We start from the raw sequence: 17,155 nt of genomic DNA, 5'->3' as shown, positions 1-17,155 counted from the left end.
GGGTGAAGTCTCCGGAAGAAAAAGTCAGAAAGTCGCCTGCACACTGAAGTGCAGTCGCGAGTCCTGTTTCTGGGTGTTCGGTCCATCGAGCAGCGGGTAACCCCAATCCAGGCTGCCGGACAACCACTTGCTCAAACTGGCACGGGTGCCAAGGCCGACACTGGCCAGGCTGTATTCATCTTCTTGCTCGGGCAGCGGGTCGTGCAGGCGCATGCGCGCGCCTTCGGCGAACGCATAGAAGCGCCACTCCTGCACATAACTGCCGAGGAACTTGGCCAGGGACGGCGTGCGCAGTTCCTGGGAGAGCAAATACCCCTCGTCCCCGGTGCGCTCGGCCGCCAGGTAACCGCGCACCGAGGTGGCGCCGCCGGCGGAATACTGCTCGTTGGACACCAGCGGCCCGGAGGCCAGCTGGAAAGCCCCCTTGGAGGCCGACTGCCAATCGTTGGCGAAGGTGTAGGTGTAATTCAGGTCGCCCTTGAGCACGGCGAAACTGGCACTGGCCTTGTAGCGCTTGTAATCGAACTCTTCGGCGTCGCTGCCGTAGCCAAAGAATGCGCGGGTGCCGACGACCAGGTTCAAGCCCAGCCCCAGCTGGGATTGCTCGGTGTAGCGATAGCCGTTGTAGCCCAGTGTGAACGGTGCGTACTTGAGCGGCACCTGGTCGCTGCTGGAGCCGAACTTCATCTGCTCGTCGAAGTCCTTGAAGTCGATCCCGAACGAGAACGAGTTGGCCCAGTTGCCCGCCGCCGGCAAGCTGTAGATGGCGGACACGCCGTAGGAGTGGCCCTTGCCCAACACGTTGCTGCCGCCGATGGTGGCGATGTTGCTGTCGGACTGGTAACCGGAGAACTGCAAGGTCCAGCGCTCATCCAGCGGCGCACTGTAGGAGCCCGACCAGACCTTGGCGTTGGCGGTGTCCTGGGGCGCGGTGAAGTAGGTCAGGGAAATGCTGTGGCCCAGTTGCCAGAGGTTGTCGTAGCCCAGGGTGGCGACCGAGCGCAGTTTCTCGGTGTCGGCGCTGTAATCGTTGTTCAGGCCGATACTGGCGTGCCAGGGGTTCTGGTCTTCGACCTGCAGATCCACGTCCATGGTGCCGGGGCGCTGGCCTTCGCGTACCAGTGGCGTGACCTGCCGACCGGCACTGCGGTTGAGCCCGGCCAGTTGGGTTTGCACCGTGGTGAAATCCGGTACCGCGCCTTCCTTGAGCCCCGGCACTTCGTCGCGAATCTCCACCGGCGAGTAGTGCTTGGCGCCGACCACACGCACGCGGCCCACCTTGGTTTCGCTGACCTGCAGATAGACGATGCCGTCATCGACCTTCTGCTCCGGCAGCTCGACAAACACCGACTGGTAACCACGCGCCTGATAGATCTTCTGCAACGCATCGCGTGCGCCTTCGATATCGTCCAGGGTCTTTTGCGGGCCGAGGAACGGGTACACCGCCTCCTCGATCGTCGCCGCATCGAGCACGGTATTGCCACGCACGAAGTACTCGTTGACGTCCACCTTGCGCGCCGGGGCTTGCTCGCCCTCTTCGGCCCACACCGGTTGCGCCAGGACGCCCAGCGTCAGGCAGCACAACGCCAGCGTTGATTTGAACAGATGCTCCACACCGCCCCCTAACTGTCTAAGATTTTGCGCCGTCGCCGATTGCACGGCGTCTGGCCTGCTCAATTGCTGCTGGTCGAAAGATGGCTGTGCCGCGCCAGCCAGGTGTGCAGCAAGGCGAAGTTCAGGGAGAACTCCGGCATGTGCAGCAAGGCGCCACAGAACACTTCACCGATGATGGTCTGGATCAACTGCACGGCCTGCGGGTTGTTCAACAGGCTGGCGATGTCGCGCTGCAGGACGTGGATGCTCCACACCTTCTGGTTCAGCTCCAGGCCGACGAACCAGCGAAACAGCAGGTTGTAGTTCAGTTGCTCGTGCAGCTGCTGTTCGCTGGGTACCGAATACAGCAGTTGCAGCAGCAGGATCTGCACCACGGTCTGCGGCGCGATCAACATGCCCGGCTCGACCTGGAGCAGGTCGCGATGCTGCTCGAGCACCTCTTCGATCTGCGGGCGCAACAACACCAGCGAATGCCCCGCCGGGATGTAGCTGGACACTTCCTTCAAGGCGCCCTGCCAGTCGTCCTGGGAGACGATCCACACCCACGGCGCGCCGTAGCGGTACACCGAAACCGGCTTCTTGCGCGCGGCTTCAACGATCTTCGACAGGCGCTGATCGAGCTCTTGCATGCCTACTTTCGAGTAACGTTCCATAGTTCCCATTGCCCCACTCCTGGCGTCCCGCTGACGGCTGGGGAGGCGGCTTGTGGCGGCCTCCAGCGCGTTACATAGGCAAGACGGAAGTGGCTGTGAGCTACCGAACTTTTGTCATGAAAGCTTCATTTGGGATTGTGAGGGGGGCAATTTTTCTGGGGCGGCATGTGCGGCCCTGGAGCCGACCGGAGTTGGGTCTGGTGTACTCGGTAAATGTGGGAGGGGGCTTGCCCCCGATGAGGGAGTGTCAGTCACTTATTTTTTAACTGACCCGGCGCTATCGGGGGCAAGCCCCCTCCCACATTTGGATCTCCATATATCAGATGGACCTCGGTCTGCTTTTGCTCTGCTTTTGCTCTGGCTTTTGATCTTGATCCTAGGCGCCCCGTCAACCACGCTGGCCGAACGCAGGCTTGAATCCGTGGGTAACCCGGCAGGACGCCGGGTTAGCCGTCCTGGGCCAGGGATGGCCCATGTGGGTGAGTCATACCGCGAAGGCCTTTTGCTTACTTTTGGGCCTCTCCAAAAGTGAGTCGCTGTAAGAGCGAAACCATAAGTGGCCGTTACAGCAGCAATGGATATGTACTCATTCCAACTCCAACAAATGGTCGGCCCAAAGGCCGCCATCGGGAGCAAGCCCCCTCCCACATTCCAGTCACGGGGCACCCGTTAGAGAGTCGTCGCACCTACAGTTTTAACCGAGTCCCCCCCAATACCGCTCGGCTATAAGCTCGCAGCCCTTCTGCTTCCCCCAAAAAAATGGGGCGATCACTGATCGCCCCGAACGGTACATCGAGAGGTCCTTCTGAAGTTCTACAAACTGATCTGCCTGCGTTCCTCATCCGTCAACCGCGCCCGCGCCTGTTCACTCAGCGGCCCCGCGCCCAGCACCTGCACCGGGCTGTTGGGGTTGTAGCTGGAGTTTTTCTGCTGCGGCTCCGGATCGCGCGGCAACGGCTCGCTGCCCAGGCTCAGCACCTCCACGGTCATGATCGACGGCCGGCCCTGTTTGGCCGCCGCCTGCTGGCTGCGCGCCGCGTCTTCTGCGGCCTGGGACGCTGCCGCCCCCGCCGCGCTGGCTGAACTCATGGCGCCAGTGTTGACCGTGGCCGACACCGGTACCCCGGACGACTTGCCCTGGGTCTGGATGTTCGCCGCGTTCACCACCCGCAAGGCGGCGATGTTGACGTTACCGGACACACGAATGCCCGCCTCCCCCGCATCGATGGTGCCCATCGGTGCGATCAGGTCGATATCCCCCGCCGGTACTTCCGGGATCGGGTTGAGCGTGGCGATCCCCGCACCGGTACTCGGCACCGACGGCGACAGGCTCACGTTGCCCCAGTTGTCATAGACGCGCTTGGGCGGTGTGTACACCACGGTGGTCTTGGAGCCGCGACCGGCGTTGATGTCACCCTGAGCGGTCCAGGCCATGATCGAGCCGCCGAAGGTGGTCATGATACGGCTCTGGCCAAGCAGGATGCTGCCCAGGGAGTACAGCTGGATATCTCCAGCGCCCTGGGTGATCACCCCAGCCGTGGACGGCGGTGCGGCGCCTTCGATGCCGAACGTCTGGCGGCCACCCGGCGTGAGCATCTGGATCGAGCCACCGAAGTTGGTGTGCACGCCCGCGCCGCCGAACATCGTGATGTCGCCTTTGTAGGTGATCGGGTTGCCGGCCACGTCGGTCTCGGGGAACAACCGGGCAATCGCGGCACGACCACGCACATAGCTGCCCTGGCGCACACTGCCGTCCTGGTTGTACTCACGGCCGGCGGCCTTGAGTTCAGCGAAGTACACGTCGCGGGCTAAGATCCGTTGTTGTTCGGCGGGCAGTTCAGCGTAGTAGGTACGGGCCTGTTCGCTGTCGCCGGCGAAGCCGAAGCGTTCGGTGAGCCAAGACACCAGTTCACTCTCGTAGGTCTTGGCGACTTTGCTGCCCTGCAACGACTCACCCGATTGCGCCAGGTTGGCGGGGTTTAGGTAAGCCTCGACGAAGCGACGGTAATCCGGGCCGTTGAGGCCCGCGCCGGCTTGCATGACAATGCTTGCGCCAGGGCGGCTATCGCCCGCCGCCACAGCACCCAGGCTGTTCACAGCGACTTTGTCTTCCATCTGGATGTTGCGCCCCGCCGTCAGTTCCAGGGTACCGGGGCCGGCAACGTTAAAGCTGCTGTAGAGGATGTCGCGGCCAGCGCTGGCGATGGAGATATCGGTGGGGCTGTTGTGTACGAACAGGTTGCCGATGAAGGTGTATTGCCCCGTGTCCGTGACACCACCGCTGGCACCACTCAAGCGCGTGCCGCTGCCGACAATATCGCGCCCGGCCTGCATCCACACCGGGCCTGCGCCTTCGTAAAAGGTTTGCCCGAGCCGAGCGTCACCCGCTCCCGTGATCGTGAGGGCGCGCCCACTGTTGACGCCCAGCAGGTCCCCGCTCAGCGCATAGAAACGTGCAGGTTCCAGGGCGTCACCCCAGGCCATACTGACCGTGTTGGGGCCAAAGGCAAACAGCGGGGAAACCATGAAGGTGGCTTTGCTGCCATCGCTGGACAGATTACCGCTACCGCTTACCGGGATCTGATTGCTCAGGAAGCCGAGAAACGCCGGGTGCAAAATCGTCGCCAGGCTTTGCGGGGCTGCGCTGGAGCGGCTGATGGGCAGGTCGCCGCCGTAGATCGAGTCGCCGGCGAGCAGTTCCAGTTGCCCGTTGGCCGAAGGCGCCAGCACCATTGCCCTGAGCGGCGGCACCGTACTTGGGTCACCGCTTGATGCACGGCCGTAATACAGGCTGCCGCTGGCGGCGACGGCGCGCAAGGTGGCGGGATAGACGGCTGCCATGTCGGTGTCCAGCGTCTGGGTCAGGGGCGTGAGGTTGCCCCCGGCGGAAAACAGGTCCACCGCCGTGCGGTCGGTCCACAGACTGAACCAGCTGTGTCCAATCCCGTTGATGCCACCGCTCGCGTAGGCCAACGCGTTGACTTGCGGCGCGCGGCCCGGGTCGGCGACATCCTGCAACACCAGGTCACCGCGGGTGGCCAGACTGAAAGTAGCGTCACCCGGCAACAGGCTCAAACCACCAGCCGCCCTGGCGGACGTGGAACGCAGCGGATCGTAGGCGCGCACTTCGCTCGGGCTCTGGTAGCTGGCCTGGTTACCATACAGCAGCGTCAGGCTACCCAGAGCGCCGCCAGTGAGTTGTACATGCCCTCGCGTATTCACCAGTGCGCCATTGAGGTGGTCTGTGTTGATCTGGCTGGCTGGGTTTAACGCTCCGCCGACCCGCAGGTTCAGATCGCCGCCACCGGTCAGTTGGACGCTGCCATCGGTGGCGACGCGGCCGGTGCTGCCGACGGCCAATACCAGGCCTTGGCTGCGGGCGCTGACGTTCTGGGCTGTTGGCGACACAGGGCTGATGATCCCTGCATCGCCGCCGACATCAACATTGAGGTTGCCGCCACCCAAGGTGCCGAACCCGGTGAACCCGACCATCTGGTCCGACCGCTGGCTTGCCACATAGGAACCAAAATTGATCCACCAGGCGGTGGCTTGCGCCTGGCTGCCACTGAGGCCATTGCCCTGACGCCACAACCAGTTGCCGACGTTGGTTGAGTCCACACCGAGATCGCCTAACGGACGCCCGATGCTAATCAGCGACGGGCTGGTGATATTGCCAGTCAGGTTGCCACCCGCTTTAACCAGCAAATTGCCACCCATCTCCGGGTACCACGCGCGGTACAGGCTGTCAGTGCCACCATTGACCAGCTTTTCGTTCGCCCCTGCGTCCCCGAGAACCTTGTCATTGCTACCCAAGGCGCGCTTGAGATTATAGGGGGCGTTGGCGGAGGTGCCGGCGGATGCGCTGCCGGCAGTGTAGACACCGAACAGCGACTCCATGCTCAGGTTACCGGCGGCCAGCAGATCCAGATCCGCTGCACCGGTACGTATTACGCTGAAGCGGGTGCTGCTACCCGAAACCAGGGTATAGGCATCGCCTTGCGTGGAGCAGAACTCAGGAAAATCAGTACACACCTCCGGGTAGTTAATACCAGCAAAATCAATAGGCTGCCCCGTCATGCTGTCATCGCCAAACCAGCCGACGGACCCCTCTTCGGTCCAGACCACAGCTGCCTGTCCGTACATACCATAATGACTGTCCGCCAATCGCAGATTGCCGCTTACCGGATGCGGTTGCAGCAGGCGACTGTCGGCTGCCTCAGTGTCGGCCCCCGCAACCAGGCGAATCGACCACGACTGCGCACCCTCCTCCAGCATGGGTGCAATTGCCCAGTTCTTGCCTGGGTGGCCGGCGTCACGCAACGTCACCGACTCCACGCCGCCCGGCAGCTTCACGTCTGTCCCCGACGGCAACAGGGCGCCCCGGGGCAGCACTCGGCTGGCGGTCAGCGTCACCTTGGTGGCCAATGGCACGCCCTTGGGCCAGATCAAGCCGTCGACACTGGCTGACGTGCTCAACAGGCTGCCGGCATCCAGGACACTGCCGATGGCGAGGGTCTGGCTCTGAGTCAGCAACGTGCCCGCCGCGAACAGCACATTGCCCGAGGCATCCCGAACAGCCGCCGCCAACACCGTACCCGCCGGGAGTACCAACGGTTGTTTGAGCGTAGCCGCGACGGGCAATCGGGTGCCCGCCGGCAGAAACAGGGGGTTGGTCAGTACATCGAAATTAAGCGCAGCGCCCGCAGGGAACACAGTGCCCATCTCCAGGGTCACGCCGCTGCCCGGTACCACCACGGTGCCGCCGGTGTAGTCGATACCGGCGCGCAGCACCCAGCCATTGTCATCGTCGGTGGGCGGTGGCGCGGCAAAACCGTCGTTGATGCTGCCATAGATATTCAGGTCGCCACCGGCGCGCAGGGTCAGGCTGCCGGACTCGGTCTTGGCCGTTGATTTGAGGCTGGCGTAGCGATAGCTGGAGAGGTCCAGGTCGCCCTGCACCACCAGGTCGCCGTCCGGGGTTTTGCTGATGATCTCTACGCCGGGACGCAGATGGAAAACATCACCGTAAGTTGCGTTGTTCAAGCCGGCGAGCTTCTGCAGCAAGTTGCTGTTAACACGCGCGGCGTTGATGAAATTCGTATTTGCTGGATCGACGACTTTCGTGAGGTAGTCCTGATCAATCACTTGGTAGGGGCGCCCATTGGGCGTTTCATCGGTTTTGGTCGGGGCATCGTCGTAGGTTCTCATGCCGTTGAGCGCAATCGAACGCGCGCCCTGGATAGTCAACGGCCCACTGGCGTCGATGGCGATGTCATCGCCGCCCACGCGCGGCGCATTGAGCTCCAGCGTGCCACGGTTGCGCCCGTCATTGCCGGTCGCGGCCTCGGTGCCATGGCGCAGGTCGATGCGCGCGCCATTGGCCAGGGTCAACTGGCCTTGGCCAGAGCTGAGGACCACGATGGCGCGGTTGGGCGAGTCGATGATCTTGCCGTAGCTGTCCACGCGTAATTGCGTGCCATGGGCGTCCAGCACGGCGCTGCCGTCGAGGGTCAGGCCGTTTTTCGCGGCCAGGTTGATGCTGCCCACGCGCTCACCGCTGGCATCTACCAGGCCGGTCACGCGCAGGCTGCCGTTGTCGATCGAGACGTTGACGTTGTTGGCCTTGACGTCGTTGCCGATGGTCAGGTCGCCCTGCTTGAGCTGGAAGCTGCGCGCACCATAGACCTGGCCCTGATTGAGGCGCTGGTTGAGCGCGGCGAACTGGTCGCTCAGGGTGCCACTGGCAGCCAGCCGCTGGGCCTGGATTTCAACCGAACCGGCCAGGTACGGCACCAGCGTGCCGCCAGCATCGTAGTAACCGCTGCTGCCGGCGACGATTTTGCCCGACAGGTCGACGATGCCCGCCGCGCCGTCCACGGCCACTGCGCGCAACCGGCCCGCCTGGTTGTGCTGCGCCGACAGGTCGATGGTCGAACCGGCCGCCTGCAGCACATTACCTGCGCGGCTTTCCAGCAGCACTTCACCTCCCGCGCTGTACTTGGTCAGGTCGTTGAAGGGGATGGCACGGCCTGCCACATCAATCGATGCGACGTCGGTCAGCACCACATCGCCACGGGCACCCAAGGTCACCTTGCCGCTGGGCAGTACCACGGCACTGGCCAGGCGCAGGCTGTCGCCCTGCAACGACAACTCGCCGCCGATACCGTCCACCTTGCCCACCGTGCCCTGCGAAGCGCTCACATCAATTGCACCACCAGCGGTAATACGGTTGACCGAACCGGCTTCTCCGGTCATCAGCGGCGTGAGGATATTCAGGTTGCCGCCGCTGTAGGCAAAGCCCTTGATCGCATCAAACGCGCCCTGGCTCTGGTACACCGAGAGGCTGCCCTTGTGGTTGGCGGTGATGCGCTCACTAGCATTGAGGTTGACGTTGGCAAAGCCCAGGGCGAGGCGGTCGAAGGTCTTGGTCGTGCTCGGCTGGGCAAAATCCCCATAGCCGAATTCGATACGCTCGGCATTGATGTCCAGGCGCCCGCTGCCGCTGCCGGCACCGCCGGTCACCGCCGCCACAGGCGGCGCGACGGCACCTTGCCAGATCAGGTTGGCGGTGTGGATAGTCGCCACGTCGTTCAAACCGCCAGAGCCGTAGATCGCCGGCGTGGACAGCATCAGGTTGCTCAGCAACGACTTGCCGGTCACGGCGTCATAAGTGTCCAGGGTGGTGGTGCCGTAGAAGTTAAAGCTGTCACGCGCCGACAGTTGAAGGGTTTCCAGCGCCGGGGCGCCGAATTGGGTGTCACCGCGCAGCAGGCGTTCCAGCACTTGCTGGTTGAGGGTCATACCCACCGGCAGGCGATTGTTGGCGGCTGCAGCGGCCAGGGCTTCGGGGCTGCCGACGTTGATGCTGGACACGCCCAGGTTCAGGTGGCGGGTGCCATAGCGCACCTCATCGCCCATCTGCAGGGAGCTGTCGGTCAAGGTAACGATGCTGCCTTCGGAATACAGGGCTGTCTGGCCGCTGCAGGGCGCGCTGTTGCACACGCCTAACTGGATGCCCCCACTGATGACTTCGCCCAATGACGGCGCGGCGACTACGTTGAGCAAACCGTTGGACACCGCCAGCATGTTCCCCACGTTATAGACAAAACCGTCACGGGCGTCATAACTGGCCTTGCCACGGCCAATGGTGTTGATCGAGGCACCTTGCTCGACAACGATGCTTCCGATGCCGGTCAGCAGCAGCACTTCCGGCGCGGCCAGGTTGGCACCGTCGCGTAGAATAATGGAGCTGGTACTGCCGCTGGCGACGTTAATATAGTTGCCGGCCTGGCCGTAATTAACCACCGTCATCCCGCCGATCACCAGACGTGAAGCGCCCAGGGCATTCAAGCTTTGCGCGTGCACGCTGATACCGTCGAAACCACTGCTGGCGCCCTTGCCCGCCGCCACGATTTCGATGTCCCTTCCAATCCCCCCTTCTGTGTTGACCAACGCCACTGTGCCGCCGTAACCGCCGTCAGCGGCCTCGAAGCGACCGGTGCCCTGGAACGAAAAGGCCTGCGCACCTGCTCCCGGACGCAAAGCCAGTTTCAAGGTCTTGGCATCCACTGGCAGCAGGGCACGGGGCACGCCAAGCCTGGCCGCATCAGCCACGGCGAATTGGGCGTAACCGGTTTCGTTGTACTGTGAGTATCGGCGTAAGGTATCGGCGGAGGTCAGGATCACCTGGCTCGACAGGCTACTGCCGATGCCGGTATTGGCGATGGACAGACGCCCCGCCGTCGACCATGAGCCATTGCGCATCTGCTGGGTTGCACCTTCACCACCAAACCCGGCCAGGCCATTGATTTCCACCCGGAATGCACCGGGCATCAAGGCATAGGTGGACGGCATCAGGGTATAGGTGCCCGCCGCAAGCCCCGGCATGCCGCCGCCGATCGTGATTTGCTGGCCAATCAGCGGGTCGACCGCGCCGCCTTCCGGCGCCACGGGCGCATAGCCCGGTTGTACGCCCGGCACAATCGCATAGATCGGGTTGGAGGCCAGCCCCGGCAGTACAAACCCGCCGGTGGCGCCGAACTGCACCAAGGGGTTGTAGCGCGCATCGGTAGAACCGCCACGTCCGGAAATGAACCCAGCCCCGAGTAATTCGCCACCGCCGGACAAATCCACCGTTGCTTCCGGCTGCACCGCCACCGACTGCCCACCCAATACCATCCCGATATACAAACCACCGCCGTTATCCGTTGCGCCCTGGCCAACGAATGTGACTTTCTTGCCGTTGTACATATAGACCTGACCATCCACCGTGCCGCCGTAAGGCAGCACCAGGCCCTTGCCACTCACGGAGGTCAGGCTACCCGGCAACAGTTCAACCTTGCCCGACTTCAGGATGCCGACTTCGATCAGCCCCAGTGGCGCACGCACCACGCCGCCCTGGCGGATATTGGCACCGCCCAGTTGCAGGCGACCGAAGGCCGAATACGGTACAGCGGCTGTGGCGTCGCCGATGCGTTCGATACTCAATGTGCGCGTCGGGTCAAAACCCGAGTTCTCGTTCTGAAACCCCGCCAGCACGCGCGCCCCGACTTCCGTCGCGGGGTACAGCTGCGCGGCGCGCAGGGTCATGTCGCCGCTGGTCACCAGTTGCGTGCTGATGCCCTGTGAGATCACATTCGCATCGGCACCGGCCAGGAAGCGCAGGTCGCCTTGGCTGGTCAGTTGCACATTGTCGAACCCGCGACGCTCGACCGCGACCTGAGCGTTATTCGCCAGCGGCACGTTGCTCTTGTTGCCAAACACCACATTGCCGCGTACATCGATCAAGTTGGCGCTGGCACGCAACTGCGCCGCCGTTGTCAGCGGCGACGGATTGGGCAGCAGCGGCACCGCACGCACATAGGCTTCCTTACTGCTTTGCGCAGGCGCAAGAATGCCGGCCAGCAGCAAGTAAGGCGCCGACAGGCTGACCCGCGAATTGGCCGCCGCCCCCTCGCTGAGGTTGTAACTGGCGCTGTACAACCGCAGGCTTTGGCCCATGTTCAACGACACATCGCCGTCGAAACTCAGCAAGCCGTTGCTGAGCAGGGCCAGGTTGTCGAAACCGCCAGCGGTGATCTGGTCGACACCGAGACGGCCGTGACCGTACTCCAGGCTGGCGCCGGTCGGTAAGGCGCCAGGTTGATGGGTCTGGCTGAGTACCAGCTCGCGCACCTTGAGCACCCGGTCGTTCACCGCGTTTTTCGCGTAATAGGGGCTTTCCAGCGCCAGCGACAAGCTGCCGCCCGCCGCGCCGGCGCCCCCGGCACGCGCGACAAAGCTGCCGTCCAGGTACAGACCATTGTTGGACGCAAAACTGATGCTGCCGCCATTGCTGGCGACCGGCACACGACCCTGGCCTGGAACATCCAGCACCGCCTGGGCACCGGACGCCTCCAGGCGCGCGCCTTCGTGCACCACCACAAACACATCGCCGGCGCTGGCAATGCCGGTGGCCAGGTTGATATCACCACCGATGCTGATCTTGCCGCCATTGAGGACCTGGCCATACACGCTGCCTCGGTTGCTCACCGCCGTGACCGCGCGCGCTGCAACGTCGATCAGCGCGTTCTCGCCCACCCAGATCGAGCGGTCATGACCGGCGGCAATCGGCTGTTCCCAGGCCTGCGGCGCCAGGTTCAGGCCACCCAGGCTGACACTGCCGCCCCAGGCATTCAGGCTGCCGTTGAGGGTCAACTGGCCGACGCTGCGCAGGTTGATGCCCTGGCCGGGATCGACATTGATCACCGCGCCCTGGCCCACGGTCAGGGCGGTGGTCGCCAGTTGTGCGGCGGTGGAATCCTTGGAGCCGGCCGTCAACGTGAGGCTGGCACCGCGACGCTGGGTCAGAACGCCTTGGGTCGGGTTTTCCTGGTAGAGCGCCGGCGTCCAGCGCTCCAAGGCCGTGGCGGGGTCGCTGCCACTCGGCGCGGCCAGCGTCTGCTCGCCCAAACGGTAGACCGGCGTAGTGACATCCACCTGAGTGCCATTCGTGACGAGCAGCCCTTCGTTGCCGGTAATGTCATAGGCCGAGAAGCCCTTGTTGAAGAAATCGCCCGACAGTTGCACGGTACCGCCGTCGGGCGCGGTGGCGCTCTCGCCGATCTGTACCTTGCGCGCCTGCAACGCCAGGGTGCCGCCGCCATTGACACCATAGCCGCGAATCTCGCCGTCCAGCACCAAGGAGCCGAGCGCGCCCAACGTCACGTCGCCGCCCTTGCCGCCGGCGAGCTTGCCATCCACGCCGAGGGTGGCCCCGGAAGACGCATCCACCACACTGCCGGCCGCCAGGCTCACGTTGCCGGTGCCGCGCAGCGATACCTTGCCGCCGTTCACATACGCCACGCCTTCGCGGTTGTTCGGGTCCAGCATCAGGTTGTTCCAACGCCCGGTGGCGTCCAGCTTGACGCCTTCGGCCACATCGACCCGCCCGCTGCCCGCGAGGATCACATCGTCGAGCGCATTGCCGGAATTGAGATTGACCTGATTGAGGATGTTACCCGAGTTGATGGTGCCGCCATGGGCCGTGAGGTTGGCGTTGATGTTGACCACAGGCCCGAACAGGGTGATATCGCCGCCGTCCGCCACATTGAGCGCACCATTGACGGTGATCTGTTGCGTGACACCGACTTTGATCTGATTCGTCACACCGACTTTGATCGCCCCCAGTTGATAGCCATTGAGCTGATCACTGTCGAGCACCATCTTGCCCTGGCGATCCGCCGGCAATGCGGTGGTGAGGTCCAGGCCGTCGGCGATTTTCTGCGTGTTGCGGTCAATCAACACTTCATCGGCAGTGCCGGTCAGCGCATAACGCAGAGTGCCGGTGGTCTTGTTGTAGACCGGCGTGTACCCGCCAATGATCAACTGCGCGCGCTGGGCCATGGCCTTCTGGGATTGCTGGTAACCGTCGAGGTTGATGTTCGGCGCCTGGGTCTGGCGATCGCCCTGGAACACATCGCTGACCACCTGGCCTTCCAGCACCGCGCTGGTGGTGCCGACCACCAGCTTGCCCGCATCGCGGCCCACCGTGTAACCGCTCTCGAAACGGCGTTGCTTGGCGATCATCGGGTTGTAGTAGTAATCGGTCTGGCCCCAGCGCTTGCTGGTGTCTTCATAACCCTTGTAGAACCCGGAATAGAGAATGTCCCCCGGCGCGTTGGACAGCTCATACAGGCGCCCGTCCGGGCCCTTGAGCCAGGTCTGCTGGATATACCCGGCCTGCACGTCCACGGTGCCGCCCGAGAGGTTGATCTGCGCGCCCTTTTGAGTCACCACATCCTTGCCGGTAAACGTCACGGTGCCGCCCTGGGCCATCCACTCACCCACCGAGTGGCCCTGGGTGCCAAGGTAACCACCGACTTCCAGCAGGCCGCCGGCGGTGTACCAGCGATCCGTTGCATAGCCGTTGGTGCCTGCGGGCACAAACACCAGATCGCGCAGGTCGACCCACACATCGTTGTTGATCAACTTCCCGTATTCACGGTTGACCGGCGCGTCACGTTGCTCGTTGCCCTGTACGTTGATCTTGATGTTGTTGGATTCCATCGACACCTTGACGCCGACAGCCCCGGACACGTCGATCATCGCCCCATCGCGCACCAGGCTGCGCCCGGCGGCACTGACCGCGACCTGCCCACCGGTGGCCAGGGTGATCGAGCCTTGCTGGAAATCCACGGTGCCGCCGCTGACGATCTCGATACGCGACTGGTCGGTACGGTCGGCCACCGCACTGAGGTTGTTGAACTGCCCGGTGATCAAGTTGGCGGGCATGCCGTCGAGCTTGATCAGGCCATTGCTTTGCTGGCTGTTCAGCGCAGTGCTGCCACTGCTGTCCAACAGGATCGAAGTGGTACTGCCCTCGCCCAGGGTCACACTGCCAGTGGTATCGGTGGCGGAATTGAGCAGGTGAATCGTGCCACGGGTGTCCACCGACGTGCTGGCCAGGGCCACGCCATTTTGCTGCACCTGGTGCCCGGTCAGGGTGATGTCCCCGGTGGACGCCATGATCAGACCATTGTTGCTGACCTTGCCGGCGCTGCTGCCAGCCTTGAGGCTGGTCGCCACTTCATTGCCGCGCGTGGTGGAGCGGTCGTTGCCAGTGGTACCGACACCCTTGCGGATGTAGAAGCTGTCGCCGGCGGCCAGGGTGGTCTGACCCTTGGCGGTGCTGATAGTACCGGCGTTGTCCACTTCCGCACCCAGCAACAAGGCATAGCCGCCCGCATCCGTCGAAGTGGCCGGGTTATGGGTCTGGATCAGCGCACCACGCTGCACTTCGACCTTGCCCGCCGCGTCGGTGAAGGTCGGCTGGGTGCCGTTACCATCCACGTAAATACCGCTTTGGGTAAACTGCTGGTCGGTGATGTTCGCAGCGGCGGCAACGAGGTTGCGTACGTTGACCTGGCTGGTGCCACTGAAGACCACGCCGTTGCGGTTCACGATCATCACCGTGCCGGCGCCGTTGATCTGGCCCTGGATTTCACTCGGTCGTGCATCGGGGTCGTTGACGCGGTTGAGCACCGCCCAACTGGACTGCTGCTGGAAATCCACCGTGGTGTTGCGCCCGACGTTAAACGTCTCCCAGTTGAGGATCGCCTTGTCGGCGGTCTGCTCGATACTCACCGTGGTCTTGCCACCGGACTGGGTTTGGGTCGGGCCCTTGGCGTTGGTCCAGCCCTGGGTCAGGCTGTTATCCACCTGCAGGCCGCCTTTGCCGAGGCCATCGGGAATCGTCGAGACCTGGCCGAACGCCGCCTGGCGTCCCGCCGCTTGCGCTGCCTGCTGCGCCGCAATCGCCGCGACGCTGGTGTTCAAGGTGCTGATGGAACGCGCCAACTGCTGGTTGACCCGTGCCTGCTGGTTCAGCGAAGGAACCCCCGGCACCTGCCCGGCACTGATCCGCGCCGCCGTCGCCGCCTGGCTCGCACCTTTCTCGGCAAACCAGCTGGAACTGAACGCCGTGGCCGCATGGGCATTGCCCGCCACCATCAACAAGGCAATGGCCTGGGCCAGGGGCTTGAGGCGCAGGACAGTTTCTTGGGCTTTCAGGTTTACCGGTGATTTGCAGCGGACCATCGGGGATCTTCCTTCTTTGTTATCACGCAGGGAGCAAGACAGGCTCACGTATGAGGGTTAGGCGGTTGGCGAGGGGCGGGACTGAACTTCTGTCATGCAAAGTTCATAAAGGCCTGATAGCGGATCGAAAACCCGTACAAACGCAAAAACCAGCAACGGCACAGGCCGTTGCTGATCAGGTGTTGCAGGTCGGTGAAAGCGTGGGTTACAGCGGACGACCTTTACCGTTGCAGACGTTGGTGTTGCCGATGCTCAGGGCGTTGCTGGCGGTCAGGAAGCTGCCGCGAATAGCCAGTTTCCAGTTGGATGGCAACGGTACGAACGCGTTGGCTTCGATAGCCGCATCGTTGTTCGCGGATGCGCCGTAGTGCTTGGTGAAGAACTCTCGCACTTGGCTGGTCTGGGTGGCGTCGGCGTAGCACTGGCTGAAGATCAGGTTGGTGAAGCCCAGGATCGGGTAGCCCGACGATGGGTAGGCCACTACACCGCCGCCCGTCGTTGCACCGAACACCGGCACCCAGGCGTCAGGGTTGCCACGCGCGGTTGTGGCAGGCAGCGGTACTGCGCTGATGGCGGCGGAGACGTTGGCGGCGGCTGGCGAAACGCCCAGGGTGTTGGTGGCGACGTTCTTGCCCACGCGAGCAACTTTGGTCGCGTCATCCAGACCGGCCAACGTTGGCGCGGCGAAGTCAGGGCTCATGTAGGTGATCCCGCCGTCGGTGCCAGACAAGGTCGTCATCACACCTTGGCTACCCGTGGCGGAAACGGCGCCGGTAGGCAAGCCACCGGTGTAGCTGGTGCCGAAGGTGGTGGTGACGTTGAAGGTACCGGTTTCAGCCGTGCACTTGGCGTTGAGGAAGCGAGTGAACAGTTCGGTAGTGCCGCTGCTTTCGCTGCGGTAAACCAATTTGATCGCACCCGTACGACCAGAACCGGTGATGCCGCTCCAGTCAGCAATACGGCCCGAGAACACGCCGCACAACTCGTTGACGCTCAGGTCAACAGCCGCAGTGCCGCTTTTGTTGAAAGGGATGGCAACCGCGGTTCCAACCGAAGGTACTTGAATCAGTTTGCCCCAGCCCGGCTCTTTATCGGTAGCGTAGGTGGCCAGCTCTGTCGAGGTCAGCTTCGAATCACTACCGGCCCAGTGCACGTTCTTGGTGGTGTCAGTGCCGAACTGGATGTACTTGTTTTCCAGAAACGCGATTTTGCCTTTGCCGCTGCCCACACCGATATACGGGGCAAAACCGGCAGGCAATACTTCCGGCGTCAAATACAGTTTTTGCGGCAGGGTTGCGCCGCCACCATTGATGTCAGCCATTGCAGCCTGTGCCGAGCACAGTGCAGCGAGGGTCATGGATACCGCGAGAACGTTGCGCTTAAACATGAAGAATCTCCTTTCGTCGTGTTTGTACGTTGGGGTAGATGGCTCTTGCATGACGCCATGGCTTCGGTCCCAGGCCGTGTCTCGGGGGTGGCGAGGGGTGAGGCCATGGGTAGGAAATTTCGCAGTTTCCGATGACAGCAAAAGGAAAAAACCTCGGGAGGAAGGGCTTGATTTTTAAAAAGATTCTCGGGTGTTTTGGTCATGGTTTTGAGCGGTTTGGCGGCAGGTGACAGCGAGGTTTCAGCGAGGGTTTCGTCAAGGCGGCGCGGGCTGTGACACGGGGCCTGGATGTGACGGAATGAGGAACCCGAGGTTGGGGTCTGGCGATACCGGCCCGCCCCAACATCAACTGAACAGACAGGGTCCAATGTGGGAGGGGGCTTGCTCCCGATAGCGGTGTCAGCTCAGTGGTAGCTGATACACC

Annotated in this window: 3 protein-coding genes and 1 pseudogene; all 4 read right to left on the bottom strand. The window is 63.0% G+C overall.

Annotation, left to right across the window (positions count from 1 at the left end):
* Window positions 1-24 precede the first annotated feature (24 nt).
* Complete coding sequence (locus AB1462_RS23145) at window positions 25-1,614, bottom strand: ShlB/FhaC/HecB family hemolysin secretion/activation protein (RefSeq protein WP_259194812.1); 1,590 nt, start codon at window positions 1,612-1,614, stop codon at window positions 25-27.
* A gap of 59 nt (window positions 1,615-1,673) precedes the next feature.
* Window positions 1,674-2,003: pseudogene (locus AB1462_RS23140) on the bottom strand (transposase); the annotation flags it as partial.
* A 1,077-nt stretch (window positions 2,004-3,080) separates the two neighbouring features.
* Entirely contained in the window at window positions 3,081-15,344 is a 12,264-nt protein-coding gene (locus tag AB1462_RS23135; protein ID WP_367248005.1) for a filamentous haemagglutinin family protein, read from the bottom strand.
* A gap of 205 nt (window positions 15,345-15,549) precedes the next feature.
* Window positions 15,550-16,731: a substrate-binding domain-containing protein gene (locus AB1462_RS23130; protein ID WP_090405738.1), complete on the bottom strand. Its 1,182-nt coding sequence runs from the start codon at window positions 16,729-16,731 to the stop codon at window positions 15,550-15,552.
* Window positions 16,732-17,155 lie beyond the last annotated feature (424 nt).

The organism is Pseudomonas sp. SB113, assembly GCF_040754745.1.
Classification (GTDB): Bacteria; Pseudomonadota; Gammaproteobacteria; order Pseudomonadales; family Pseudomonadaceae; genus Aquipseudomonas; species Aquipseudomonas grimontii.
This window is presented reverse-complemented; position numbering and strand designations above follow the sequence as displayed.

Coding starts and splice junctions, on each gene's coding strand:
- AB1462_RS23135 (WP_367248005.1), bottom strand. CDS start 15,344: ATGGTCCGCTGCAAATCACCGGTAAACCTGAAAGCCCAAGAAACTGTC.
- AB1462_RS23130 (WP_090405738.1), bottom strand. CDS start 16,731: ATGTTTAAGCGCAACGTTCTCGCGGTATCCATGACCCTCGCTGCACTG.